This is a genomic window from Methylobacterium sp. 22177 (genome assembly GCF_052045615.1).
Classification (GTDB): Bacteria; Pseudomonadota; Alphaproteobacteria; order Rhizobiales; family Beijerinckiaceae; genus Methylobacterium; species Methylobacterium radiotolerans.
In genome coordinates this window covers 34,730-55,800 of the sequence record NZ_JBQEPK010000013.1, presented here as the reverse complement: position 1 = coordinate 55,800, position 21,071 = coordinate 34,730, and the positions used below count along the sequence as shown (strand labels likewise).

The window sequence follows — 21,071 nt, the reverse complement described above, 5'->3', positions numbered from 1 at the left end:
GCGCGAGATTAGCGGCCGGACGGCCGAAGTCGACCTTGTATCCCCAGCGGCGGTGTCGCGCGACGAGCTCATGCCGCGGCGGGCCGCACCGCCTCGGAGGGCGTGCCCACGGGCGCCGGGACGAGCCGGGGCGGCGCGGGTTCACGGCAGGCGCCCAGCACCGCCGACAGCGCCTCGTTGAGCGACGTCACGAGAAAATCCGCCGAGGTCGCCCGGCGCAGCCGCTCCAGCGTCGCCGGATCGCGCTCCCGCCAGAAGCCGACCATGATGCGGACGCCCGGCACCGCGGCCCGGGCCTGCCGGACGGTGAACCGGATCTGCGACAGGCTCACCGGCTCCAGGTAGGAGAAGCAGATCAGCGCGAGGCCGTCCGGGTTCTCGGGCCGCTCCCCGGCGCGGATCGCCGCCATGGACAGGATCTGCGAGGCCAGCCCGTGGCGCGCGAGGATCTGGCTCAGCATCAGCGTCGCCGCCTCGTCGAACGGGCCGCGGCTCGACACGCACAGGACCGGCGTCGCGCTGCGCCAGTTCGGCGCGAGGTCCTCGCGCTCGAGGACGATGCCGGCCACCTTCCGGTCGGGTCCGACGGCCGCCAGTGCCGCCGCGGTCTCGGTGTCGGGCCCCCGGCCGGATCCCCGCCGGGAACGGCGGCCGACCGGCGCCGTGCCGAGGCGGTCCACCACCGTCCGGATCGCCGCGCCGACCTCCTCCTGCCGCGCGCGGTCCAGGGTGCCGCGCGACAGATCCTCCTGCGCCAGCAGCAGGCCCGCGAGGGCGACCTCGTCGTAGTAGGTGACGAGGGCGCGTTCCTTCAGGAACTGCCAGCCCTGGTCGATCGCCTCCACCGGGTCGCCGGCCAGCATGCGCTGGTAGAAGATCTCGGGCGGCGACAGCGCGGGCTGATCGCCGAGCAGCACGTCGAGGTACCAGAGTCGCTCCACGTGCCGGCCCAGCACCACCAGGCACACGGTGAGCGGCGTGGCCAGCACGAGGCCGATCGGCCCCCAAAGGAACGTCCAGATCGTCGCCGCCAGGATGACGGCGACCGGCGAGAGGCCGGTGGAGTGTCCGTAGAGCAGCGGCTCGACCACGTGGCCGCAGATCGGCTCGACCACGAGGAACAGGGCCGCGGTGGCGATCACCATGCTCCAGCCGGGATCGACGGCGGCGGCCAGGATCAGCGGCAGCAGGGCGCTGATCGCCGCGCCGATGTAGGGCACGAAGCGGAGGATCGCCGCGAGGACGCCGAACAGGGTCGGGCTCGGGACGCCGATCACCCAGAGTCCGAGGCCGATGACGAGGCCGAAGGCGATGTTGAGGGCGAGCTGGGCCAGGAAGAAGCGGCTCAGCCGGCTCGTGGCGTCGTCGATCGCCGCCGTCGTGCGCCGCAGATCGCCCGAGCCGCCGGCGAGCCGGATCGCCCGGTTCCGCAGGTCCTCGCGCTGGAGCAGGATGAAGATCGTGAAGATCAGGATCAGGCCCGTCGTGGCCAGCGGGTGCAGGATCGGGCCCGCGAAGGTCTGAAGCGTGTCGACGACGCTGGCGCGGGCGGGGGTGAGCTCGACCGTCAGGGGATGCGTGCGCGATCCGGGCTCGCCGCGGACCTCCGCGGCCGGCGGCGGCTGCAGGGTGGCGCTGAGATCCTGCACCATGTCGACGATCCGCGAGAGCGTGCCGGTCCCGGCCGTCGCCCCGCGCAGATCCTTGATCTTGGTGCGCATCACCTGGGTGTAGCGCGGCAGGTCGGAGGCGAGCTGGGACGCCTCGCTGGCGATCAGGCTGCCGATGCCGAACAGGGCGCCGAAGACGATCACCACCACCAGCAGGACCGCCGGGGCGCGGGGCACGCGCAGCCGCCGCAGCACGCGCACCGCCGGCACGAGGACGAAGCTCAGGAGGATCGCCAGCGTCACCGGCACGAGGATCTCGCGCGCCAGGTACAGGGCCGCCATCGTGGCGACGACGAGGAGGATCGACGCCAGCGCCACGAAGATCGGCAGGCCCTGCCGCAGGCGCTGGGCAGTGACGGGATCCTCGCTCACGGACACGCTCCACTCACATCGGGTCTCGGGGCCACAGGTCGCGCGTCCGCCGCGGGTCAGCTCGCCTGCGCGGTCTCGCCCAGGGCGGCGCTGATCTGGCTCAGCAGCTTCGAGAAATCGACGGGCTTCGGGTGGTAGTCGTCGCAGCCCGCCTGGATCGCCTTGTCGCGGTCGCCCGACATGGCGTGGGCCGTCAGCGCGATGATCGGGATCGCCCGCGTGTCGGTGCCGGATTTCAGCGTCCGGGCGACCGACCAGCCGTCGAGGACCGGCAGGTTCATGTCGAGGAGGATCACGTCGGGCTGGCCCGAGCGGGCCTGCCGGACGCCGGCCTCGCCGTCATGCGCGAGGATCACCTCGTAGCCGCGCCGCTTGAGGCGCCGGGAGAGGAAATCCCAGATCTCTTCGTGGTCCTCGACCAGCAGAATCTTCGCCATCAGAACTCGTAACCCCCGGCTCGCGTCGTGCCGGCCGGATGCCCAACGCGCGGCAACGCACAATCGCCCAACGTTCCTGCCGCGATTCCGGTCCCTGGAGAAGTGGCGCTCCGGTCCGCGGTTGACCCGTCGGTTCGCCGGTAAGAGCGTGCACGCCCACGAATCGACAATCCTCGGACGGGACGGAACGGCCAGTATGCCTGACATAGAGCTCTATCATTCGCCCAATACCCGCTCGTCGGGCGTGCGCGTGCTGCTCGAGGAACTCGGCGTCCCGTACCGGCTGCACGCGCTCAACATGCGCGCCGGCGAGCATCTCCAGGACGCCTACCGCGCCGTCAACCCGATGGCGAAGGTGCCGGCGATCCGCCACGGCGACGCCCTGGTGACCGAGCAGGCGGCCGTCTACCTCTACCTCGCCGACCTGTTCCCCGAGGCGGGGCTCGCCCCGGCGCCGACCGAGCCCGACCGGGCCACCTACCTGCGCTGGATGGTGTTCTACGGCTCCTGCTTCGAGCCGGCGGTGATCGACCGGTACCTTCAGCGGGAGCCGGGCCCGCGCGCCATGTCGGCCTACGCCGATTACGACAGCGTCATCGCGCGGGTGAGGGAGGCCCTGACGCCCGGCCCGTACCTGCTCGGCGCGCGCTTCAGCGCCGCCGACGTGCTGTGGGGCGGCGCCCTCGGCTGGACGACGGGCTTCGGCCTCGTCGCGCCCGATCCGGTGCTGAGCGCCTACGTGGAGCGCATCCGGTCCCGCCCGGCCTCCCGGAAGGTCGCGGCCGCGGACGCGCAGCTCGCCGAGGCGCACCAGGCGGCCGCGCCCGCCTGAGCGCGGCCGGACTCTTGCTGGGGCTCGGGCCGGGGGGCGGTTCCGGCGCGCGGTCCGGTCTCCCGCCGCCGGCTCACTCCGCCGGGCGGCCCCCTCGCGCGTCCGGAACCCGTCGGCCCATGCGTCTGCTCGCTCCCCTCCTCGCCGCGCTCCTTCTCGCCGCCCCTGCCGAGTCCGCCGAGCTCACCGGCACGCTCAAGAAGATCCACGACAACAACAGGCTGGTCCTCGGCGTGCGCGATACCGCCACGCCGTTCAGCTACCTGGACCAGAACCAGAAGGTCGTCGGCTTCGCGGTCGACATCTGCCTGAGGATCGCCGACGCGGTGAAGCGCGAGCTGAAGATGCCGGGCCTCGAGGTCGGGATGGAGTTCGTCAACTCGTCGTCCCGCATCCCGCTGATGACCAACGGCACGGTCGATCTCGAGTGCGGGACGACCACCAACAACGCCGAGCGCAAGAAGCAGGTCGACTTCACCAACACGCACTTCCTGACGGCGACCCGCTTCGTGTCCCGCAAGGACCAGCACATCGCCGGCCTGGACGACCTGCGCGGCAAGACGGTCTCGTCGGTCGCCGGCTCGACCAACATCCTGATGCTGATCAAGGCCAACAACGAGCGCAAGCTCGGCATCACGGTGATCGCCGCCAAGGACGTCCCGGAGGGATTCCTCATGGTCGAGACCGGCCGGGCGGCGGCCTTCGTCATGGACGACGTGCAACTCAGCGTGATCGCGGCCCAGTCCAAGGAGCCCGCCGCCTACGTGGTCAGCGAGGAGACCCTGTCCAACCCGGAGCCCTACGGGATCATGCTGCGCAAGGACGATCCGGCCTTCAAGGCGGTGGTCGACCGGGCGACGGCCGATCTCTACCGGAGCCCCGAGATCACGGCGCTGTACGACCGCTGGTTCCTGAGGCCCGTGCCGCCGCGCGGCCTCAACTACAACGTGCCGCTGTCGTCGGCCCTGCGCTGGGCCTTCGCGCACCCGACCGACAATTCGGATCCCGCGTTCTACGCGCACTGATCTGTCGCGCGGCGGGGTTCCGCTCCGGCGAGGGAGATGCGATGCCGCGAGTCTGATCCCGCCCGCGTCGCGAAGCGTGCCATGACCGACAGCACAGAGCCGGCTCTCTCGTCCCGTGCGGCCGTCTCCGCGCCGCCGGCCACGTCGATCCCGCGGCTGATCCTCGTGCTGGCCTGCGCGGGGTTCGGAAGCACCTTCGCGCTCCGCTCGGTCGAGCCCCTGGTCGGCGTGCTCGCGCGGGATCTCGCGAGCGACGCCCACACGGTGGCGCTCCTCTCCACCGCCTTCGCGCTGCCCTACGCCTTCATCCAGCCGGTGCTCGGCCCGATCGGCGACGCGCTCGGCAAGGAGCGGGTGATGAGCACCTGCCTCGCGGTGCTCGCCGTCGCGCTGACGCTGTGCAGCGTCGCGCCGGATATCGGCAGCCTGTTCGGCCTGCGCATGCTGGCGGGGGCGGCCGCGGGCGGCTGCATCCCGCTCTCGCTGGCGCTCCTGGGCGACCGGGTGCCGATGGAGAGCCGTCAGGTGGCGATCGGGCGCTTCCTCGTGGCGGTGATCCTCGGCCAGCTCTCGGGCTCGACCTTCGCGGGCCTGATCGAGGCGGCGATCGGCTGGCGCGGCGTCTTCGCGGTCACCGCCGCGGTGGCGGCCCTGGCCTGTGCGGCGACCGTCTTCGGCTTCGACCGGGCCGGCCGGGCCCCGGCCCGCCGCCCCGCCTTCGGCGAGGCGGTGACGCGCTACCGGACGATCCTGCGCAATCCGCGGGCGCGGGTGCTGTTTGCGGCGGTGTTCATCGAGGCGATCGCGATCTTCGGCGTGTTCCCGCATCTCGCGCCGCTGATCGAGGCGCGGGGGGAGGGTGGCCCGCGCGAGGCCGGTCTGGTCCTGGCGGGGTTCGCGGTCGGCGGCCTGCTCTACTCGGCGCTCGTCGGGCTGCTGGTGCGGCTGCTCGGCCTGCCGCGGATGCTGATCGGCGGCGGGCTGATCTGCGGCGCATCGCTCACCGTGGTCGGGCTCGCGGGCTCCTGGCAGGTCGACTGCGCCGCGCTCACCGCCATGGGCCTCGGCTTCTACATGCTGCACAACACCTACCAGACGCAGGTCACCGAGGTCGCGCCCAAGGCCCGCGCCTCCGCGGTGGCGCTCCACGCCTTCTCGTTCTTCTGCGGTCAGGCGCTCGGCGTCGCGGTGATCGGGCAGGCGCTGCTCCGGCTCGGCCAGCTCGGGGCGCTCCTGGGGTGCGCCGTCACCATCCTGGCGCTCGGGATCGCCACGGCCATCGCCCTGCGGCAGAAGCCGGCGCCGGTGGCGTTCCCCGGCTGAGGTCAGGGCCGCCGCAGCGCCAGACCTTTCAGGTCGAAGTCCGGATCGGCCGCCTGGTCGGGCGTCAGCGGCGTTCCGGCCGTGAGCAGGCGCCGCGCGATCATGTGGTCGCCCGCCCGGTCGACGGATTCCACCGCGCTCAGGTGCCCGTCGCGGAAGCGGAAGACCGAGAAGGCGTCGCCGGTCCCGCGGACGACGCTGGCATCGCCGGGCCCCGACAGGCCGGCGATCTGCAGCTTGTGGGGACCCTGGTCGCTCCAGAACCACGGCAGCGCGCCGTAGGAGGCGGGCTTGCCGGTGAGCCGCGCCGCGAGGCAGCGGCCCTGGTCGATGGCGTTCTGCACGGACTCGATCCGCACCGTCCCGTCCGGCGTCAGCCCGCGGGCAAAGGGGATGGGGAAGCGGGCGCAGTCGCCGATCGCCGAGATGGCCGGGTCGGGCGTCGCCAGGAACGCGTCGACCCGCACGCCGTCCTCGGCCGGCAGGCCGGCCTCCGCGGCGAGTTCCCGGTTCGGCAGGACGCCGATCCCCACGAGGATCAGGTCGGCCGCGAGTTCCCGTCCGTCCGCCAGGGCGACGCCGGCGGCGCGGCCGTCCCGCCCGACGATCGCCGTCACGCCGGCCCCGAAGGCGAAGCGCACGCCCATCGCCGCGTGGGCGCGGCGGAAGAACGCGCCCATCTCGGACGAGACCGCCCGGGCCATGGGCCGCTCGGCCGCCTCGATCACCGTCACCGGGAGGCCGCGCGCGGCCGCGACGGCGGCGAATTCGAGCCCGATGAAGCCGGCCCCGACGACCACGATGGCCCGGGCCGTCGCGAGCGATTCCTTGAGGGCGTCGGCATCCGCGAGGCCGCGCAGCTGGCGCACGCCCGCGAGTTCGGCGCCCGGGACCGGCAGGGGGCGGTTGCGCGCGCCGGTGGCGAGCACGAGGTGGTCGTAAGGGAGGTCGGTGCCGTCCGAGAGCTGCAGGCGGCGCGCATCCCGGTCGATCGCGACGGCGCGGAGCCCCGGACGGTGCGCGACGGCGTGCTCGGCGAAGAAGCCGGGCGGGCGCAGGAACAGGCCCTCCTGGTCGGTCTTGCCGGCGAGGTAGGCCTTCGAGAGGGGCGGCCGCTGGTAGGGCAGGGCGGCCTCGTCGCCCACCAGGGTGATCGGGTCCCCGAACCCGCCCTCCCGCAGGGAGGCGGCGAGCTGGAAGCCGGCCTGCCCGGCCCCAGCCACGACGACGCCGGCGCTCACGCCCTGGCTCCCGCCGGCACGAGACCGCTCTGGGCGACGCCCGGGAGGCTGCGCGCGCCCTCCGACATCAGGTAGGACCAGACCGCGGAGGCGGCCGGACCCAGCACCTTGTCGGCGCGCCGGACCGCGTACCAGTCGCGCCGGATCGGCAGGCCCCTGACGTTGAGGAGGACGAGGCGCCCGCTCTCCAGCTCGGCCGCCACGGAATGCACCGAGAGCAGCGCGATCCCGAGCCCGGCCATCACCGCCTGCTTGATGGTCTCGTTCGACCCGGTGTCGATGTCCAGCGGCGCCCGCTTGACCAGGACGCCGCTCATGAACTCCTCGAAGACCATGCGGGTGCCCGAGCCCTCCTCGCGCAGGAAGAACGGCTGGTCGGCGAGGTCCTCGCGGTTCAGGTCGGTCCTGCCCGCCAGGGGATGGCCCGGCGGCGCGATCAGCACGATCGGGTGCGGCCCGAACGTGGCGGCCTCGATCGGGAAGTCCCGGGGCGGGCGGCCCATCAGGGCGAAGTCGATCTCGTAGCCGCGGAGTGCCTCCACGGTCTGGCCGCGGTTGCGCACCGACAGGCTGATCTCGACGCCGGGGTGCTTCTTGACGAAGCCCGCGATCACCTGCGGGGCGAAGTACTTGGCGGTGGAGACGACGCCCAGTGCCACGCGCCCGCCCTCCGCGCCGCGCAGGGTGCGCAGGCGGTCGGTGCAGGTCTCCAGCACCGTGTTGATGCTGTCGATCGCCCAGAGCATCTCGCGGCCGGCATCCGTCGGCTTGAGGCCGCCCGGCGTCCGGTCGAACAGCAGCAGACCGGCCTCCTCCTCGAGCTGTCGGATGCGCGCGTAGAGGGCGGCCGAGGTGACGTTCAGCTCCTGCGCAGCCCGGGTCATGGTGCCGAGGCGGGCCACGGCAGCGACCGCCTGAAGCTGCTTGAGGGAGAGGTTGCGCATGGCGGATTTCTCGGCGGACATCTCGTTTTTTTCGTCCTATGGCACAAGATCGCACAGAAATCTTGAAGGCCCGGCCGCGGGTTCCTGTCGATCCGGCGGCAGAGACCGCTATCCTGGCAGCGAGGCGGCCGCTACAGAGCCGGCGCGGAACGCGCGATCCCGGCGGACGGGATCCGAGCAGGAGGAGTAGGCCGATGGCAATTTCAGCGGCGATCGGGACCCCCCTCGAGACCTGCCTGGCGCAGGCCGTGGACGCCAATCCGGCGCTGAAGGACGCCGCCGCGGTGGTCGCGGCCGTGGGGCGGTCGGCGGTGGAGATCAGCGAGCGCATCGGGCGCGGCGCGCTCGGCGGCGACCTCGCGGCGGCCGGCGATCACAACAGCGACGGCGACGTCCAGAAGGCCCTCGACGTCATCGCCCACGAGAGCGTGACCGCGGCGCTGCGGGGCGCCCCGGTCGCCGAGGTCGCCTCCGAGGAGGCCGAGGAGGTGATGCGCCTGAACCCGGACGCGCCTCTGGCCGTCGCCATCGACCCGCTCGACGGCTCCTCCAACATCGGCGTGAACATGGCCGTCGGGATGATCTTCGGCATCCGGCCGTCGATCAAGGATCCCGCGAACCCGCTGGCCTCGTTCACGACCCCCGGCTCGACGCAGATCGCCGCGGGCTTCGTCACCTACGGCCCGGCCACCGCGCTGATCCTGACGCTCGGCGAGGGCACCCAGTCCTACGTGCTCGACCGTACCGAGGGCCGGTTCAAACTGACGAGCCCGGCCATGTCGGTGCCGCCCTCCACCAAGGAGTTCGCCATCAACGCCTCGAACGCCCGGCACTGGGACGCCCCGGTGAAGGCCTATATCGAGGATTGCCAGCGCGGCACCGAGGGGCCGCGCGACAAGGACTACAACATGCGCTGGCTCGCCTCCCTGGTGGCCGACATCCAGCGCGTTCTGACCCGCGGCGGCGTGTTCCTCTATCCGGGCGATGCCCGGAAGAACTACGCCCGCGGCCGCCTGCGGCTGCTCTACGAGGTCGCCCCCGTGGCGATGCTGGTCGAGCAGGCCGGGGGCGCCGCCACCGACGGCCAGACCCGCATCCTCGACATCGTGGCCAACGGCATCCACGAGCGGGCGCCGCTGGTCTGCGGCTCCACCGAGGAGGTGACGTGCGTCGCCACCTACTATGCCGGCGGCAAGCCCGATGCCGGCCGCTCGCCGCTCTTCGGCCAGCGCGGCCTGATGCGGTCATAACCGCACCGTGAAGTCGTAAAGGCATGTCGGCGCGGCACCCCATCATCTCGGTGACCGGCTCCTCCGGGGCCGGGACCACCTCGGTGCGCAACACCTTCGAGCAGATCTTCCGCCGCGAGGACGTGCGGGCGGTCTTCATCGAGGGGGACGGCTTCCACGCCTTCGACCGCGACACGATGCGGGCGATGATGGCGAACGAGCCGACACTGTCCCACTTCGCGCCGCGGGCCAACCTCCTGCCCGAGCTGGAGGCGGTGTTCCGCAGCTACGCCGAGTCCGGGACGGGCCGGACCCGTCACTACGCCCACGATCAGCACGACGCGCAGGTCTACGGCATCCCGGAGGGCAGTTTCTCGGACTGGGAGACGTTCCCACCCGATTCCGACCTGCTGTTCTACGAGGGCCTGCACGGCTGCGTCGCCGATCAGGACGTCGACATCGCCCGCTACGCCGACCTGAAGATCGGCGTCGTGCCGGTGATCAACCTCGAATGGATCCAGAAGCTGCACCGGGACCGCTCGTTCCGCGGCTACTCCACCGAGGCGGTGACCGACGTGATCCTGCGGCGCATGCCCGACTACGTGCAGACCATCTGCCCGCAATTCTCGTTCACCGACATCAACTTCCAGCGGGTGCCGACGGTCGACACGTCGAACCCGTTCATCGCCCGCTGGATTCCCACCGCCGACGAATCGATGGTCGTGATCCGCTTCAAGGACCCGAAGGGGATCGACTTCTCGTATCTCGTCTCCATGATTCACGACAGTTTCATGAGCCGGGCCAACTCCATCGTGATCCCCGGCGGCAAGCTCGACCTGGCGATGCAGCTGATCCTGACACCGATGATCATGCAGCTCGTCGAGCGCCGCCGCCGGCTGGCCTGAGCCGATCCCGAAAGCCTCCCATGCTCGCACCCGTCATCGCCCCGTCGATCCTGTCCGCCGACTTCTCGAAGCTCGCCGAGGAGACGCGCGCCGTGGACGCGGCCGGGGCCGACTGGATCCACCTCGACGTGATGGACGGCCATTTCGTGCCCAACATCACCTTCGGGCCGCCGGTGGTGAAGGCGCTCCGGCCCCACACCCAGAAATACTTCGACGTGCACCTGATGATCGCGCCAGCGGATCCGTACCTGGCGGCGTTCGCGCAGGCCGGCGCCGACGGCATCACGGTCCACGCCGAGGCCGGGCCGCACATCCACCGCTCGCTTCAGACCATCCGCGACCTCGGCAAGCGCGCCGGCGTGGCGATCAACCCGGGTACGCCGGCCGCCATGGTCGAGCCGGTGCTCGACCTCGTGGATCTCGTGCTGGTGATGACCGTCAATCCCGGCTTCGGCGGCCAGAGCTTCGTCAAGGGCGCGATGGAATCGGTGGCGCGGGTGCGCGCCATGGTGGCGGGCCGGGACATCCGCATCCAGGTCGACGGCGGGATCGATCCCGAGACCGTGAAGGTCGCGAGCCGCGCCGGGGCCGACACGTTCGTTGCCGGCAACGCCGTGTTCAGCGGCGGCCCGGACGCCTACGCCGAGCGCATCGCGGCGATCCGCGAGGGCGCGGAGGGCGCCTCCGGTCGCGACCTGTCGTGCTGAGGGCGCTGATCTTCGACGTCGACGGGACCCTCGCCGAGACGGAGGATCTGCACCGGCAGGCGTTCAACCGCGCCTTCGCGGAGCTCGGCCTGCCCTGGCGGTGGGACGAGGCGCTCTACGCCGACCTGCTGGCCGTCATGGGCGGCAAGGAGCGGCTCGCCCACTTCATCGACAGCGCGCACCCGGCGGACGCGGAGGCGCTCCACGCGCGCGCGCCGGAGATCCACGCCCGCAAGACGCGCGCCTACGGCGACCTCGTCGCGCAGCACGGCCTGCCGCTGCGTCCCGGGATCGCCCGGCTGATCGCCGAGGCCCGGGCGGCGGGAATCCGGCTCGCCGTGGCCACCACGACGAGCCGCCCGAACGTCGACCGGCTTCTCGCCGCCAACTTCCCGCCGGGCGCCGCGCCCTTCGACGTGATCGCGGCCGGCGACGAGGCGAGCCGCAAGAAGCCCGCACCCGACGTCTTCCTGCTGGCGCTCGCCGGTCTGGGCATCCCGGCCTCCGAGGCGGTGGCCTTCGAGGATTCAGCCGCCGGCATCAGCTCGGCCCGTTCCGCCGGTCTGCCGGTCCTGGCGACTCGGAGCCGGTACACCGAGAGCCACCGGCTCGACGGCGCCTTCTCGGCTGTCTCGGATCTCGGCGAGCCGGAGCGGCCGCATCGGCACCTCGCGGGCGTCGCGTGGCCCGGCGGGGTCGTGGATCTGGCCGCCCTGATCCGGTGGCACGAAGCGCCGGACGGTCAGAGCGCGCCGTTCGAGGCGATGGGCACCGGCCGGTAGCCCGACCCGTCGCCTGCGCCTGATCGGCATCGCGATCGTACATCACGTGCCAGTCCGGGTGCTTCAGGAAGAGGGTCGGGATGTCGGTCACGTCGGACCGGGCCAGAGGGCGTCCGTCCCCGATGCGATCGCGACTGCCGTGTGGCCCGGCCTTCGGCCGGGCGCCGCTGCCGAGACCCAGGGCGGCCCCTCCGGCGAGCGCGCCCCGCACCGGATCGCGACGGTCCGTGACCGGCACCGGATCCTCCCAGAGGCCCCCGCGCCCACGGGGCGCGACGCGGCCCCGTGGGCGAGGCCCTCGCGGCGGCGCGACGGCCCCGCGAAGGCCCGGGTCCTAGCGTCGGCCCAGCCGGCGGTCGGCGCGGGCATCCGCACGTCCGTGCGCCTCGGTGGCGAACAGCATCGTGCCGGCGACGACACCGAGCGCGGCCGCGAGCCCGAACTTGAGCCAGCGGGGATCGACCGCCGCGACGTCGCCGGTCGCACGGGCGTCGAAGCGGCCGTGGGCGCCGGGATCGGTGTCCACCGGGTCGTAGAGGTTGTCGGGGCGGTTCTTCTGTGCCTGCACGCCGGTCATCTCCCCGCGATAGCCGTGCCGGGCGAGGTAGCCGTCGATCCAGCCCGGAATCAGCATGTTCCCGATGATCGCCTTCCAGGCCGAGGCCCCGATCCACATTTCCCGCGGCGCGTCGTGCGCCGCTCGGAAGACGTGCCGGGCGATGGCTTCGGGCTGGTAGATCGGCGGCACCGGCTCGAGCTTGCGCGGCAGCCGCGAGCGGGCCCAGTCGAACTGCGGCGTGTTCACGGCCGGAAGCTGCACCATCGTCAGGCGTACCCGGCTGCGGTCGTGCAGCAGCTCGCTGCGCAGGGAATCGACGAAGCCCCGCACGGCGGCCTTCGCGGCGCAGTAGCTCGCCTGGAGCGGGATCGACCGGTAGGCGAGCGCCGAGCCGACATGCACGATCGTCCCCCGGTCGCGCGGCACCATGTGGCGGAGCGCCGCCAGCGTGCCGTGCACCTGGCCGAGATAGGTCACCGCGGTGGCGCGGTGGAACTCCTCCGGGCTCGTCTCCTGAACGGGCGCGTAGACCGTCACCATCGCGTTGTTGACCCAGACGTCGATGCCGCCGAACGCCTCGGCCAGCTCGTCGGCCGCCTGGGCGACGGCCTCCGCGTCGGCGACGTCGGCCGCGAAGGCCAGGGCCCGGCCTCCGGCCCGCTCGACGTCGCGGATCGTGCCCCGCAGCCCCGCCTCGCCACGCGCGATCAGCCCCACGTTCCACCCGTGCCGGGCGAACTCGTGGGCGACAGCGCGGCCGACCCCGGCGCTCGCACCCGTGACCATGACCGTGCTGCGTCCGTTCCGGCTCGACATCGGGTTCCCAGCTGCGCGTGAAGTCCAGCGCCAACGCCCGAGGCGGCCGTTCTTTCCGCGGTCACGGGATTGCGAAGTCCGGGCGAGCCTGTCCGCCGACGCTGTATCGGACGGCGGCGGGCGCGTTGCTTCGTCCGAAGGCGGCGGCCTATATACGGCGCGACCTCACAGCCGCGACGGCGGGGTCCCGCACGCCCGCCCTCGCCAACGAACAAAAGTCTGAACCGTCATGGCAGGCCATTCGCAGTTCAAGAACATCATGCACCGGAAGGGCCGGGTGGACGCCGTCCGCTCGAAGGTGTTCGGCAAGCTCGCCCGCGAGATCACGGTGGCGGCCAAGCTCGGCACGCCCGACCCGGCGATGAACCCGCGCCTGCGTGCCGCGATCCTGGCGGCCCGCGCCGAGAACATGCCCAAGGACAATATCGAGCGCGCCATCAAGAAGGCCGCCGGCGCCGACGGCGAGAACTACGAGGATATCCGCTACGAGGGCTACGGGCCCGGCGGCGCCGCGCTGATCGTCGAGGCGCAGACCGACAACCGCAACCGCACCGCCTCGGACGTGCGCTCGGCCTTCACCAAGTCCGGCGGCAGCCTCGCCGAGACCGGGGCCGTCGCCTTCATGTTCGACCGCGTCGGCGTGATCGCCTATCCCGCCTCCGTGGCCGATGCCGACACGATGTTGGAGGCGGCGATCGAGGCCGGCGCCGACGACGTCAGCTCCGGCGAGGACGGCCACGAGGTCATCTGCGCCCAGGATTCCTACGGCGAGGTCACAAAGGCCCTCGAGGCGCGCTTCGGTGAGCCCGCCCGCACGGGCCTGATCTGGAAGGCGCAGAATACCATCAACGTCGACGACGAGACCGGCGAGAAGCTGATCCGCCTCGTCGAGGTGATCGAGGATCAGGACGACGTCCAGCACGTCTACGTCAACTTCGCCCTGTCGGACGCGCTGGTCGCGAAGCTGCAGGCCTGAGAGGCGTCGCCGCCCGGCCGGGTCTCGCTACCCGTGAGACGAACGCACCGCCATTCCGGTGCGCCGCAGGCGAGCCCCGGCACGAAGGGGCCCGCCGAGGTTCTGAATGCCGGGCGCTGCCACGCAGTCCCGGAATGACGGAGCTCCCGCTCCGGGACGCGAGACGGTCTTGAAGCCCACGTCCGTTCCTCAGGTGCCGGCCGCCGCGAGCTCGGCCCCGAAGCGGTCCTGCGCGTAGCGCTCCACCGAGAAGGTGTCGTCGGGCAGCTGAACCATGAAGCGCTCGGCCACCTCGGTCAGCACGATGTCGGGGCGGACGCGCTCGATGTACGACCAGTCCAGCGAGGTGCTCCAGACGAAGTGCACCTCGCGGAACGTCTCGGCCAGCATGATCGTCAGCATGTACGGCATGACGTGAGAGAAGGAATCGCCGAACAGCGCCAATCGGCGCGGGTCGGTGGCCTTCGTATTCCCGTAGATCACGTGCGCACCGACATGCAGCGTGTGCAGCAGGCCGGCCTTCTCCCGGGCTTCGACGATCGGGCTGCCGTAGATCCGGACCGCGTCCTGCTGCATCTGGACGGTGCGCGAGCGCGCCCGCCGGGGTGGATCGAAGGCGCTGCCCAGATCGCCGTCGTGGTCGGTCTCGAAGGACGGCCGCTCCCGCAGATCCTGCCGGGGCTCGGCGCCCAGCGCCCGGCAGATCTCCGCGTAGGCGAGATAGCAGCCGTCGGCGGACCAGTGGGTGTCGGTCCGGCAGTAGAGGTCGGCCGCGTCGCGCTGCGCCCGCATCGGCGTGACCAGGTCGATGCAGGTCTGCTGCCAGCGCTTCCGTCGGCGCCAGGCCGCGTACAGACCGACCGGACCCGGGAAACGGCCCGCCGGGGGCTCGCTGTGGAGGAGCCGGTAGGCCGGCGACGCGCTCGGCCGGATGGCGAGCCCGTCGAGCCGGTGATCGTAGATCATCAGCTTCTCCGGGGCGACGACGTGGCGGTACAGGATCCCCTGGGCGCGCAGGCGCCGCTCTCGCGTCGTCACGAGGCTGCGCCACTGCCAGATCAGCTCGGTCGTCTCCTCCGGCCGCTCGTACTGGCCGAGCACGTCGTTCGTTCCCGTCTTCAGGAACAGCCAACCGTCCTGGCCGACATGGATGTGGTCGGGCGTAGTCGAAGCCATGGCGCACTCGTGGGGGCGAAACGCCCGTCCCGGCGGCCGCCGCGGATATCGAATTCGGCCGCAAGGAGCGGGATGCCGGCGCGGCAGCGGACCGACACAGTCCTGCGCGCGTCATCCACCACCCGGCAGGCCCCGTCATGCCCCTCCTCAACGCCTACGCCAAGCCGCATAGTGCCGCCGCCATGAGCCCTGTACCCGCGACAGACCCCGACGATGCCGCGCGCTGGGCAGCCCTCGCCGCCCGCGACGCGCGGGCCGACGGCACCTTCGTGTACGCGGTCCGCACCACCGGGGTGTACTGCCGGCCGAGTTGCGNAATGTCAGCTTCCACCGGACCTGCGCCGAGGCCGAGGCGGCCGGCTTCCGGCCGTGCCGGCGCTGTCGTCCGGACGAGCCCGCCCTCGCCGAGCGCCGGGCCGAGGCGGTCGCCCGCGCCTGCCGCTCGATCGAGACAGCCGAGACGATGCCGTCCCTCGCCGCGCTCGCGCGCGCCGCCGGCCTGAGCGCCTACCACTTCCACCGGGTTTTCAAGGACGTCACCGGCGTGACCCCCAAGGCCTACGCGGCCGCCCACCGCGCCGCCGCGGTGGCGCGGCGGCTGCCCGGCGCCGCGTCGGTGACGGAGGCGCTCTACGAGGCCGGCTACGGCGCGGCGAGCCGGTTCTACGCGGGTGGCGCGCCGCGCCTCGGCATGGCGCCCGCCGCCTACCGGACGGGCGGCGCGGGCCTGCGCATCCGGTTCGGCATCGGCGCCTGCAGCCTCGGGGCGATCCTCGTCGCCGCCACCGAGGCGGGCGTCTGCGCGATCCTCCTCGGGGACGCGCCCGAGCCGCTCCTGCACGATCTCCAGGACCGCTTCCCCGCCGCGGAGATCGAGGGCGGCGACCCGGCCTTCGAGGGCTGGATGGCGCAGGTCATCGGGTTCGTGGAGGCCCCGGGCACCGGCCTCGACCTGCCGCTCGACATTCGCGGCACGGCGTTCCAGCAGCGGGTCTGGGCGGCGCTGCGCGAGATCCCGGTCGGCTCCACCGCGACCTACGCGGAGATCGCCCGGGCGATCGGCCTTCCGACGGCGACGCGCGCCGTCGCGCAGGCCTGCGGGGCGAACCCGGTCGCGGTGGCCATTCCGTGCCACCGCGTCGTGCGCTCGGACGGCGCCCTGTCGGGCTATCGCTGGGGCGTCGCGCGCAAGCGCGCGCTGCTCGATCGGGAGGCGGAGGCCTGAAGCGTCCCTGTCCCGCGCGCTCCGGTGCTCAGCACACGCTGCCCTAGCGTCGACCACCGCCGGGACCGCCAGGACCGCCGAAGCCGCCGCCGAAGCCGCCTCCGCCCGGGGCCGGGCCGGGTCCGCCGGGCGGCCCGCCGAAGCCCCCGGGTCCGACCGGGAACGCCCCGGGGCCTGCGGACGGCGCGCCGCCGAAGCCGCCGCGGGGCGCCCCGAAGCCGCCGGGGCCCTCCGATCCGGGGACGACCGCACCGCCCGGCCGGGTGTCGATCGCGGGGCCGCGCGGCTCGCCGATGCCGCCCAGGCCACCCTGGCGGCCGCCGGACCCGGCGCCGAAGCGGCCGGGCAACTCGTCGGGGAGGTTGCGCAGGTCGAGCCGGTCGCGCTCCCGCTCGAACCGCGGGGCGTCCGGTTGCTGCGGCTCGGGCGCGACGCGGTTCTCGATCCGCAGCCGCTCCACCGTCAGGTCCCCGTCCCGCGCGATCGCCGCGGTCAGCACCGCCCGCACGCTCCCGTCGCGCGGAACCCGCGCGACCGGACGGCCCGCCACGGCGTAGCCCGCGCCGATGTCGAGCCCGCTGCCGGCCCGGCCGATATAGGCCTCGATCGACACCCGCTTCAGACCCGGCGGGAAGGGCAGGCCGACCTGCGCGGCGCTGGTCACGGTGAGGACTCCGTTCGCAGCACGGCCCGTCACCAGGGCGCGCTTGCCCGGCGGCAGGGCGTCGGCGCCCGCGAGCCGGAGGCCGCCGATCCCGAGGCCGCCCGCGAGACGCCGCACCGGGCCGGCGACGCGGTCGGGACCGGAATCCCGCGGCTCGATCAGGCTCGCCACGATCACGCCGTCGGGCCGGCGCAGCCCGCTCACCGCGACCCGCGCGCCCGGCTGCCACGCGCCGCTGAGACCGGCGGTCGAGACCCGTTGCCCGAGCACCACGAGCCGCCCCGGCGCGACCGATTCCACCGGCCCGACCACCTCGCTGGTGACGTCGATCCGCCGCGTGGCGAGCCCGCCGCCCTCGGACCGCGCCACCACGTGGACGACCTGCCCGATCTTCAGGTCGGCGGCTCTCGCGGCCGTGCCGTCGATGCGCACCTCCACCTCGGGTGGGTAGGCGATGCGCAGGTCGTTGACGACGATCGAGCCGAAGCGGCGGATCGTGCCGATCACGCCGGTGCCGCCGATGCCGCGGTCGCCCTCGCCGAGGGACCCGTTCCGCGGCTCGTCGGTCCGCATCATGCCGGTGCCGCCGATGCCCTGGTCGCGCGGCGATTCCTGCGACCGGATCGTGCCGGGCAGCAGGGTCGCGGCGCCAGCGAGCAGGCGCAGGACGAACCGGCGGTTGAGCGAGGCGCGCACCGGCCGGCCTCTCACCGCTCGTCCGCTTGCCGCGCCGGCGGCGCCGCCTCGGTGTAGACGTAGAGGCCGAAGTTCCAGCGATGCGTGCCGCCGGGATCGGTCTGGCAGGCGGCGTGCGCCTCCCGGTTGGCCTGCTGCAGCGCCTCCATGGCGATCTCGCGGGCGCGTTCCTCGAGCCTGATCGCGAGGTCCTCGGACAATCCGTCGTAGTGGACCGCCCGCTCCAGGAAGCGGGGCGCGTCGCCGACGATGTTGGCGACCGCGGCCGCGATGTGGTCGTGCAGGTTGCGGCCGAAATAGTAGAGCTGCGGCACCTCGGCGCCGTCGCCACGGGGGACGTAGGCGGCCTCCGCCAGCACGATCCGGTCCTGCGGATCGGTGAAGGCCAGCCCGCGGTCGAGCCACTCGTCGAGGACAGCGCGGGGCCGGAGATCCCGCGTCACGCCCGCGACCAGCGACTCGAACGAGGGCGCGCCGCCCTCGGCCGTGCGCGGGAGCTTCAGGGGCTGGCCCTGCGGATCGGTGAAGGTCGGGTCGGCGATCCAGCGGGCGATGATCCGACTGGTGCGGGAGACGACCGCCGGCACGGCGCTGACCGGAGCACCGGCGCCCCGCAGGCGCCGAACTTCCTTGCGGTGGATGCCGGTGAGGAGGGAGACGCGGCTGTCGGTCTGCTCCTTGCCGGTGAGAGCGAAGTCGTACTCGGCGACGTTCACGTAGAGCTCGCGCAGCAGGTCCGTGAGCGCCGGGAAAGTAATGCCGCGGGCGACGAGCAGGCGCACGAGAGGGCGCAGCAGCCGCGCCAGCGGCGCGTGCAGGCTGGCGCCCTCCCGCGGTGTATCGGCAGTCTCAGACATCGGCGCATCGTGACGGCTCGCGTCGTGGGATACAATCCCACCGGGTGTGGCGGCGCACACGCGAGCGCGCTTTTCGCGTTGACGTGGGATTTTTGCACACGTACACCGATCTCGTGGTCAAATTTCCCACGCCAGTCCGGAGGCACCGGCCGATGACGGTTGAAACGCGCATCCTCGTGGCGAAGTCCCTGCCGCCGCTCACGCTGCCCGTGGCCCCGGCGGGCCGCCCGCGCCCGAGCGACACCCTTCCGCGGCTCCGGCGCCTCGTCTGCGTCGTCGCCGCGCTCTCGCTGCCCGTCCTCGGTGTCGCTGTCGCGGAAACGGTCCACCGCGCCAGTTCATCGCGGGCGCCGCAGGCCGCCGCTCCCGCCTTCCCCTCAGGCGGGGCGGCGGCATCCTCGAACGCCGTCGTGCCCGGGCGCGCCGCGCGGACCGCGAGGATCGCGGCCCGTTCCGACGAGAACCAGTGGGTCCGGTCGTGAACGCCCTGTTCGTCTCCGGGAGCGCCCGCGCTGTGCCGACCTGCGGCGGAGCGGCCATCCTCGATCTCGCCCTCTGCCTGATCCTGTCCGTGACCGTCGTCGGCCTGCTCCTCCTGGCCCTCTGATCCTGCGGCGCCGCCGCGTTCCAGAACGAGACACCCATGAACGCTCGAATTCACGCAGCCCTCGCGGGCGCCGCTTTCGGCTGCCTGGCCCTCGCCGCCCAGGCGGCGGATCTGCCCCGCCGCGCGCCGCCGCCGCCGCCGCCGTCGCTGCCGGTCTTCACCTGGACCGGCTTCTACGCCGGCGTGAACGCCGGGTACGCGTTCCCGACCGGCAGCGGCGGCTTCACCGACCCCACCTACGGCACCGTCACGGGCGGCGGCCGGTCCGGCGGCTTCGCCGGCGGCGGCCAGGTCGGCTACAACTATCAGTTCACGCCGGGTTCCGGCGTCGTCGTCGGCGTCGAGACCGACATCCAGGGGACGGCCTTCGCCAAGGCGGACGCCGCCTATCTCGGCACCGCGCCGTACTACAGCGTCCGACCGAGCCTCGACTATTTCGGCACGGTCCGCGCCCGGCTCGGCTACGCGTTCGACCGGGTCCTCGTCTACGGCACCGGCGGCTTCGCGTACGGCGGCGGGGCGCGCTCGACCTACGCGGCCTCCTACCCCTACACCCTGCCGTCGACCGACCGGACCGGCTACGCGGCCGGCGGCGGCATCGAGTACGCCTTCACCGAGAAGCTCTCCGCCAAGGTGGAGGCCCTCTACCTCCATCTCGGCCGCGGAACGACCGCCGCCACGTACTACAACGCCAGTGTTCCGGCATTTTATGGCGCCGGCAAACAGGATTCCGGCCTCGCGTTGGTCCGGGCCGGTGTGAATTACCGATTCTGAGTAGTATTCGCAGGCCGAGAGCTTGACGGGACGGCCGGGCTGGGCCGCAATGCCCGGCGTTCGGCTTCGCGAATCCGTCGGCCGCGCGAGCCTGTCCACGGCCGAGGGCTGTCGGTGAAGCCGGATACCGCGCGGGTCGCACCCCGCGGGACCAGGGTCTCTCTCCGAGAGGATCGGCCGTGAGCATTCCCAGCACGATCTCCCTCACGACAAGGCTGCTCGCCGTCGCGCTCGCCGCCTGCGCCGTCCCGGCGCGGGCCCAGGAGATCGTCCCGCCCGGGCCCGCCGGGCGGGGCGCCATCCTGATCTACGGGAACTTCTGCGGCCCCGGCAGCCGCGGCCCCGGCTACCCGCCGATCGACGCGCTGGACCTCGCCTGCGCGCACCACGACGCCTGCTCCCCCGAGCCGACCGCGGGAACGCTGCCGACCTGCGCCTGCAACCACCGCCTCCGCGTCGAGGCGGGGCTCGTCGCCCGGGATCCGGCCGCGCCGGCCCAGACCCGCCAGACCGCGCAGTTCATCTCGGATTTCGCCGCGGCGCTGCCCTGTCAGTAGGGCTCGCCGCGGTGACCGCTCAGGCGGCGTCGGCCGGGTTGGCGGCCGCCTTCGGGCCACCCTTGGCGACGCCGACCAGGGCCGGGCGCAGCACGCGCTCGCCGATGACGTAGCCCGCCTGCACGACCTGCACGACGGTGCCGGCCGGAACCTCCGCGTTCGGCACCTCGAACATCGCCTGATGGCGGTTCGGGTCGAACTTCTGGCCCTGCGGCTCGACGATCTTGACGCCGTGGCGCTCGAGGGTCTTGGCGAGGTCGCGCTCGGTGAGCTCGATCCCGTCGATCAGCCCCTTCAGGGCGCCGTCGGCCGTGGCCTTCGCGTCGGCCGGGACGCTGTCGAGGGCGCGGCGGATGTTGTCGGCGACGTTGAGCACGTCCCGGGCGAAGTTGGTCACCGCGTAGGCGCGCGCGTCGGCGACCTCGCGCTCCGTCCGGCGGCGCAGGTTCTCCATCTCGGCGAGGGTGCGCAGCGTCCGGTCCTTGAGCTCGTCGCGCTCGGCGGTCAGCAGGGCCAGGGCCTCCGCGACCGGATCGACGGTGGCCGACTCGCTGCCCTGACCCGCGGGCGCGGGATCCTGGGCCGCGCCGGCACCGGCTTCGACCGTGGTCTGGCGCTGGTCATCCTGGGGCATGTCGTTGCTCGTCATCACGTTTCAGTCGTGGGCGGGAATCGGTGAGGGATGATGGAATCGGCG

At 72.7% G+C, this 21,071-nt stretch carries 21 protein-coding genes and 1 pseudogene; 13 read left to right on the top strand and 9 right to left on the bottom strand.

What is annotated here, in order from left to right; translation table 11 throughout:
* Positions 1-68 precede the first annotated feature (68 nt).
* Entirely contained in the window at positions 69-2,042 is a 1,974-nt protein-coding gene (locus ACTJK8_RS14275; RefSeq protein ID WP_440762086.1) for an AI-2E family transporter, read from the bottom strand.
* Between the two features lie 56 nt (positions 2,043-2,098).
* Complete coding sequence (locus ACTJK8_RS14270) at positions 2,099-2,479, bottom strand: response regulator (protein WP_012320502.1); 381 nt, start codon at positions 2,477-2,479, stop codon at positions 2,099-2,101.
* Between the two features lie 196 nt (positions 2,480-2,675).
* Between ACTJK8_RS14270 and ACTJK8_RS14265 the strand changes: the two genes are divergently transcribed.
* From ACTJK8_RS14265 to ACTJK8_RS14255, 3 genes are all read left to right on the top strand, one after another.
* Positions 2,676-3,311 carry a glutathione S-transferase family protein gene (locus tag ACTJK8_RS14265; RefSeq protein WP_024829243.1) on the top strand — a complete coding sequence of 212 codons (636 nt, stop codon included), beginning with the start codon at positions 2,676-2,678 and terminating at the stop codon, positions 3,309-3,311.
* A 119-nt stretch (positions 3,312-3,430) separates the two neighbouring features.
* Positions 3,431-4,336 carry an amino acid ABC transporter substrate-binding protein gene (locus ACTJK8_RS14260; protein WP_012320500.1) on the top strand — a complete coding sequence of 302 codons (906 nt, stop codon included), beginning with the start codon at positions 3,431-3,433 and terminating at the stop codon, positions 4,334-4,336.
* A gap of 81 nt (positions 4,337-4,417) precedes the next feature.
* Positions 4,418-5,659, top strand: a complete 1,242-nt coding sequence (locus ACTJK8_RS14255; RefSeq protein ID WP_024829245.1) for an MFS transporter — start codon at positions 4,418-4,420, stop codon at positions 5,657-5,659.
* A gap of 2 nt (positions 5,660-5,661) precedes the next feature.
* Here ACTJK8_RS14255 and ACTJK8_RS14250 read toward each other — a convergent pair whose 3' ends face one another.
* Together ACTJK8_RS14250 and ACTJK8_RS14245 are read right to left on the bottom strand one after the other, a co-directional pair.
* Positions 5,662-6,900: an NAD(P)/FAD-dependent oxidoreductase gene (locus ACTJK8_RS14250; RefSeq protein ID WP_024829246.1), complete on the bottom strand. Its 1,239-nt coding sequence runs from the start codon at positions 6,898-6,900 to the stop codon at positions 5,662-5,664.
* Positions 6,897-7,844, bottom strand: coding sequence for a LysR family transcriptional regulator (locus ACTJK8_RS14245; RefSeq protein WP_024829247.1), 948 nt, complete (start codon positions 7,842-7,844; stop codon positions 6,897-6,899). The genes ACTJK8_RS14250 and ACTJK8_RS14245 overlap by 4 nt, the downstream gene beginning before the upstream one ends.
* A 194-nt stretch (positions 7,845-8,038) precedes the next feature.
* Between ACTJK8_RS14245 and ACTJK8_RS14240 the strand changes: the two genes are divergently transcribed.
* Genes ACTJK8_RS14240 through ACTJK8_RS14225 form a run of 4 tightly spaced genes read left to right on the top strand, consistent with a single transcriptional unit; the run spans position 8,039 to position 11,467 of the window.
* The gene (locus ACTJK8_RS14240; protein WP_012320496.1) at positions 8,039-9,094 is read left to right on the top strand and encodes a class 1 fructose-bisphosphatase; all 1,056 of its coding nucleotides are present in this window, start codon (positions 8,039-8,041) and stop codon (positions 9,092-9,094) included.
* Positions 9,095-9,117: 23 nt separating this feature from the next.
* Entirely contained in the window at positions 9,118-9,978 is an 861-nt protein-coding gene (locus ACTJK8_RS14235) for a phosphoribulokinase (protein WP_024829249.1), read from the top strand.
* Between the two features lie 20 nt (positions 9,979-9,998).
* Positions 9,999-10,685: a ribulose-phosphate 3-epimerase gene (gene rpe / locus ACTJK8_RS14230; RefSeq protein WP_012320494.1), complete on the top strand. Its 687-nt coding sequence runs from the start codon at positions 9,999-10,001 to the stop codon at positions 10,683-10,685.
* A complete protein-coding gene (locus ACTJK8_RS14225; RefSeq protein WP_012320493.1) occupies positions 10,679-11,467 on the top strand; it encodes an HAD-IA family hydrolase in 789 nt (262 codons plus the stop codon). The genes rpe and ACTJK8_RS14225 overlap by 7 nt, the downstream gene beginning before the upstream one ends.
* Positions 11,468-11,801: 334 nt before the next feature.
* On the opposite strand, the gene ACTJK8_RS14220 is transcribed toward ACTJK8_RS14225, so the two are convergent.
* Positions 11,802-12,842, bottom strand: a complete 1,041-nt coding sequence (locus tag ACTJK8_RS14220; RefSeq protein WP_024829250.1) for an SDR family oxidoreductase — start codon at positions 12,840-12,842, stop codon at positions 11,802-11,804.
* A 229-nt stretch (positions 12,843-13,071) separates the two neighbouring features.
* Between ACTJK8_RS14220 and ACTJK8_RS14215 the strand changes: the two genes are divergently transcribed.
* Positions 13,072-13,818, top strand: a complete 747-nt coding sequence (locus ACTJK8_RS14215; RefSeq protein WP_012320491.1) for a YebC/PmpR family DNA-binding transcriptional regulator — start codon at positions 13,072-13,074, stop codon at positions 13,816-13,818.
* Positions 13,819-14,007: 189 nt separating this feature from the next.
* Here ACTJK8_RS14215 and ACTJK8_RS14210 read toward each other — a convergent pair whose 3' ends face one another.
* Positions 14,008-14,994 carry an alginate O-acetyltransferase AlgX-related protein gene (locus ACTJK8_RS14210; RefSeq protein ID WP_012320490.1) on the bottom strand — a complete coding sequence of 329 codons (987 nt, stop codon included), beginning with the start codon at positions 14,992-14,994 and terminating at the stop codon, positions 14,008-14,010.
* 182 nt (positions 14,995-15,176) lie between these two features.
* Between ACTJK8_RS14210 and ada the strand changes: the two are divergent.
* Positions 15,177-16,219 (top strand): annotated as a pseudogene (gene ada / locus ACTJK8_RS14205) (bifunctional DNA-binding transcriptional regulator/O6-methylguanine-DNA methyltransferase Ada).
* 43 nt (positions 16,220-16,262) lie between these two features.
* On the opposite strand, the gene ACTJK8_RS14200 reads toward ada, so the two are convergent.
* Both ACTJK8_RS14200 and ACTJK8_RS14195 read right to left on the bottom strand, forming a co-directional pair.
* Complete coding sequence (locus ACTJK8_RS14200; RefSeq protein ID WP_070999967.1) at positions 16,263-17,579, bottom strand: DUF5666 domain-containing protein; 1,317 nt, start codon at positions 17,577-17,579, stop codon at positions 16,263-16,265.
* An 11-nt stretch (positions 17,580-17,590) separates the two neighbouring features.
* The gene (locus ACTJK8_RS14195; protein ID WP_440762085.1) at positions 17,591-18,436 is read right to left on the bottom strand and encodes a DUF6502 family protein; all 846 of its coding nucleotides are present in this window, start codon (positions 18,434-18,436) and stop codon (positions 17,591-17,593) included.
* 152 nt (positions 18,437-18,588) lie between these two features.
* On the opposite strand from ACTJK8_RS14195, the gene ACTJK8_RS14190 reads away from it, so the two are divergent.
* The 4 genes from ACTJK8_RS14190 to ACTJK8_RS14175 all read left to right on the top strand — a co-directional run bounded on the left by ACTJK8_RS14190 (position 18,589) and on the right by ACTJK8_RS14175 (position 20,374).
* Positions 18,589-18,918, top strand: a complete 330-nt coding sequence (locus ACTJK8_RS14190) for a hypothetical protein (RefSeq protein ID WP_012320486.1) — start codon at positions 18,589-18,591, stop codon at positions 18,916-18,918.
* Positions 18,915-19,043: a hypothetical protein gene (locus ACTJK8_RS14185; protein ID WP_012320485.1), complete on the top strand. Its 129-nt coding sequence runs from the start codon at positions 18,915-18,917 to the stop codon at positions 19,041-19,043. The genes ACTJK8_RS14190 and ACTJK8_RS14185 overlap by 4 nt, the downstream gene beginning before the upstream one ends.
* Positions 19,044-19,079: 36 nt before the next feature.
* Positions 19,080-19,817, top strand: a complete 738-nt coding sequence (locus ACTJK8_RS14180; protein ID WP_012320484.1) for an outer membrane protein — start codon at positions 19,080-19,082, stop codon at positions 19,815-19,817.
* A 179-nt stretch (positions 19,818-19,996) separates the two neighbouring features.
* Positions 19,997-20,374: a hypothetical protein gene (locus ACTJK8_RS14175; RefSeq protein WP_058606212.1), complete on the top strand. Its 378-nt coding sequence runs from the start codon at positions 19,997-19,999 to the stop codon at positions 20,372-20,374.
* A gap of 19 nt (positions 20,375-20,393) precedes the next feature.
* Here the strand turns inward: ACTJK8_RS14175 and grpE are convergent, their stop codons facing one another.
* On the bottom strand, positions 20,394-21,008 hold the full coding sequence (grpE, locus tag ACTJK8_RS14170) for a nucleotide exchange factor GrpE (protein ID WP_012320482.1): 615 nt from the start codon (positions 21,006-21,008) through the stop codon (positions 20,394-20,396).
* Between the last annotated feature and the right edge of the window lie 63 nt (positions 21,009-21,071).

Bases quoted from the DNA above. Each gene is read 5' to 3' on its own strand.
- ACTJK8_RS14260 (WP_012320500.1), top strand. From the start codon at position 3,431: ATGCGTCTGCTCGCTCCCCTCCTCGCCGCGCTCCTTCTCGCCGCCCCT.
- ACTJK8_RS14220 (WP_024829250.1), bottom strand. From the start codon at position 12,842: ATGTCGAGCCGGAACGGACGCAGCACGGTCATGGTCACGGGTGCGAGC.
- ACTJK8_RS14215 (WP_012320491.1), top strand. From the start codon at position 13,072: ATGGCAGGCCATTCGCAGTTCAAGAACATCATGCACCGGAAGGGCCGG.
- grpE (WP_012320482.1), bottom strand. From the start codon at position 21,008: ATGCCCCAGGATGACCAGCGCCAGACCACGGTCGAAGCCGGTGCCGGC.
- ACTJK8_RS14235 (WP_024829249.1), top strand. From the start codon at position 9,118: ATGTCGGCGCGGCACCCCATCATCTCGGTGACCGGCTCCTCCGGGGCC.
- rpe (WP_012320494.1), top strand. From the start codon at position 9,999: ATGCTCGCACCCGTCATCGCCCCGTCGATCCTGTCCGCCGACTTCTCG.
- ACTJK8_RS14265 (WP_024829243.1), top strand. From the start codon at position 2,676: ATGCCTGACATAGAGCTCTATCATTCGCCCAATACCCGCTCGTCGGGC.
- ACTJK8_RS14270 (WP_012320502.1), bottom strand. From the start codon at position 2,479: ATGGCGAAGATTCTGCTGGTCGAGGACCACGAAGAGATCTGGGATTTC.
- ACTJK8_RS14240 (WP_012320496.1), top strand. From the start codon at position 8,039: ATGGCAATTTCAGCGGCGATCGGGACCCCCCTCGAGACCTGCCTGGCG.
- ACTJK8_RS14255 (WP_024829245.1), top strand. From the start codon at position 4,418: ATGACCGACAGCACAGAGCCGGCTCTCTCGTCCCGTGCGGCCGTCTCC.
- ACTJK8_RS14245 (WP_024829247.1), bottom strand. From the start codon at position 7,844: ATGCGCAACCTCTCCCTCAAGCAGCTTCAGGCGGTCGCTGCCGTGGCC.
- ACTJK8_RS14195 (WP_440762085.1), bottom strand. From the start codon at position 18,436: ATGTCTGAGACTGCCGATACACCGCGGGAGGGCGCCAGCCTGCACGCG.
- ACTJK8_RS14190 (WP_012320486.1), top strand. From the start codon at position 18,589: ATGACGGTTGAAACGCGCATCCTCGTGGCGAAGTCCCTGCCGCCGCTC.
- ACTJK8_RS14210 (WP_012320490.1), bottom strand. From the start codon at position 14,994: ATGGCTTCGACTACGCCCGACCACATCCATGTCGGCCAGGACGGTTGG.
- ACTJK8_RS14180 (WP_012320484.1), top strand. From the start codon at position 19,080: ATGAACGCTCGAATTCACGCAGCCCTCGCGGGCGCCGCTTTCGGCTGC.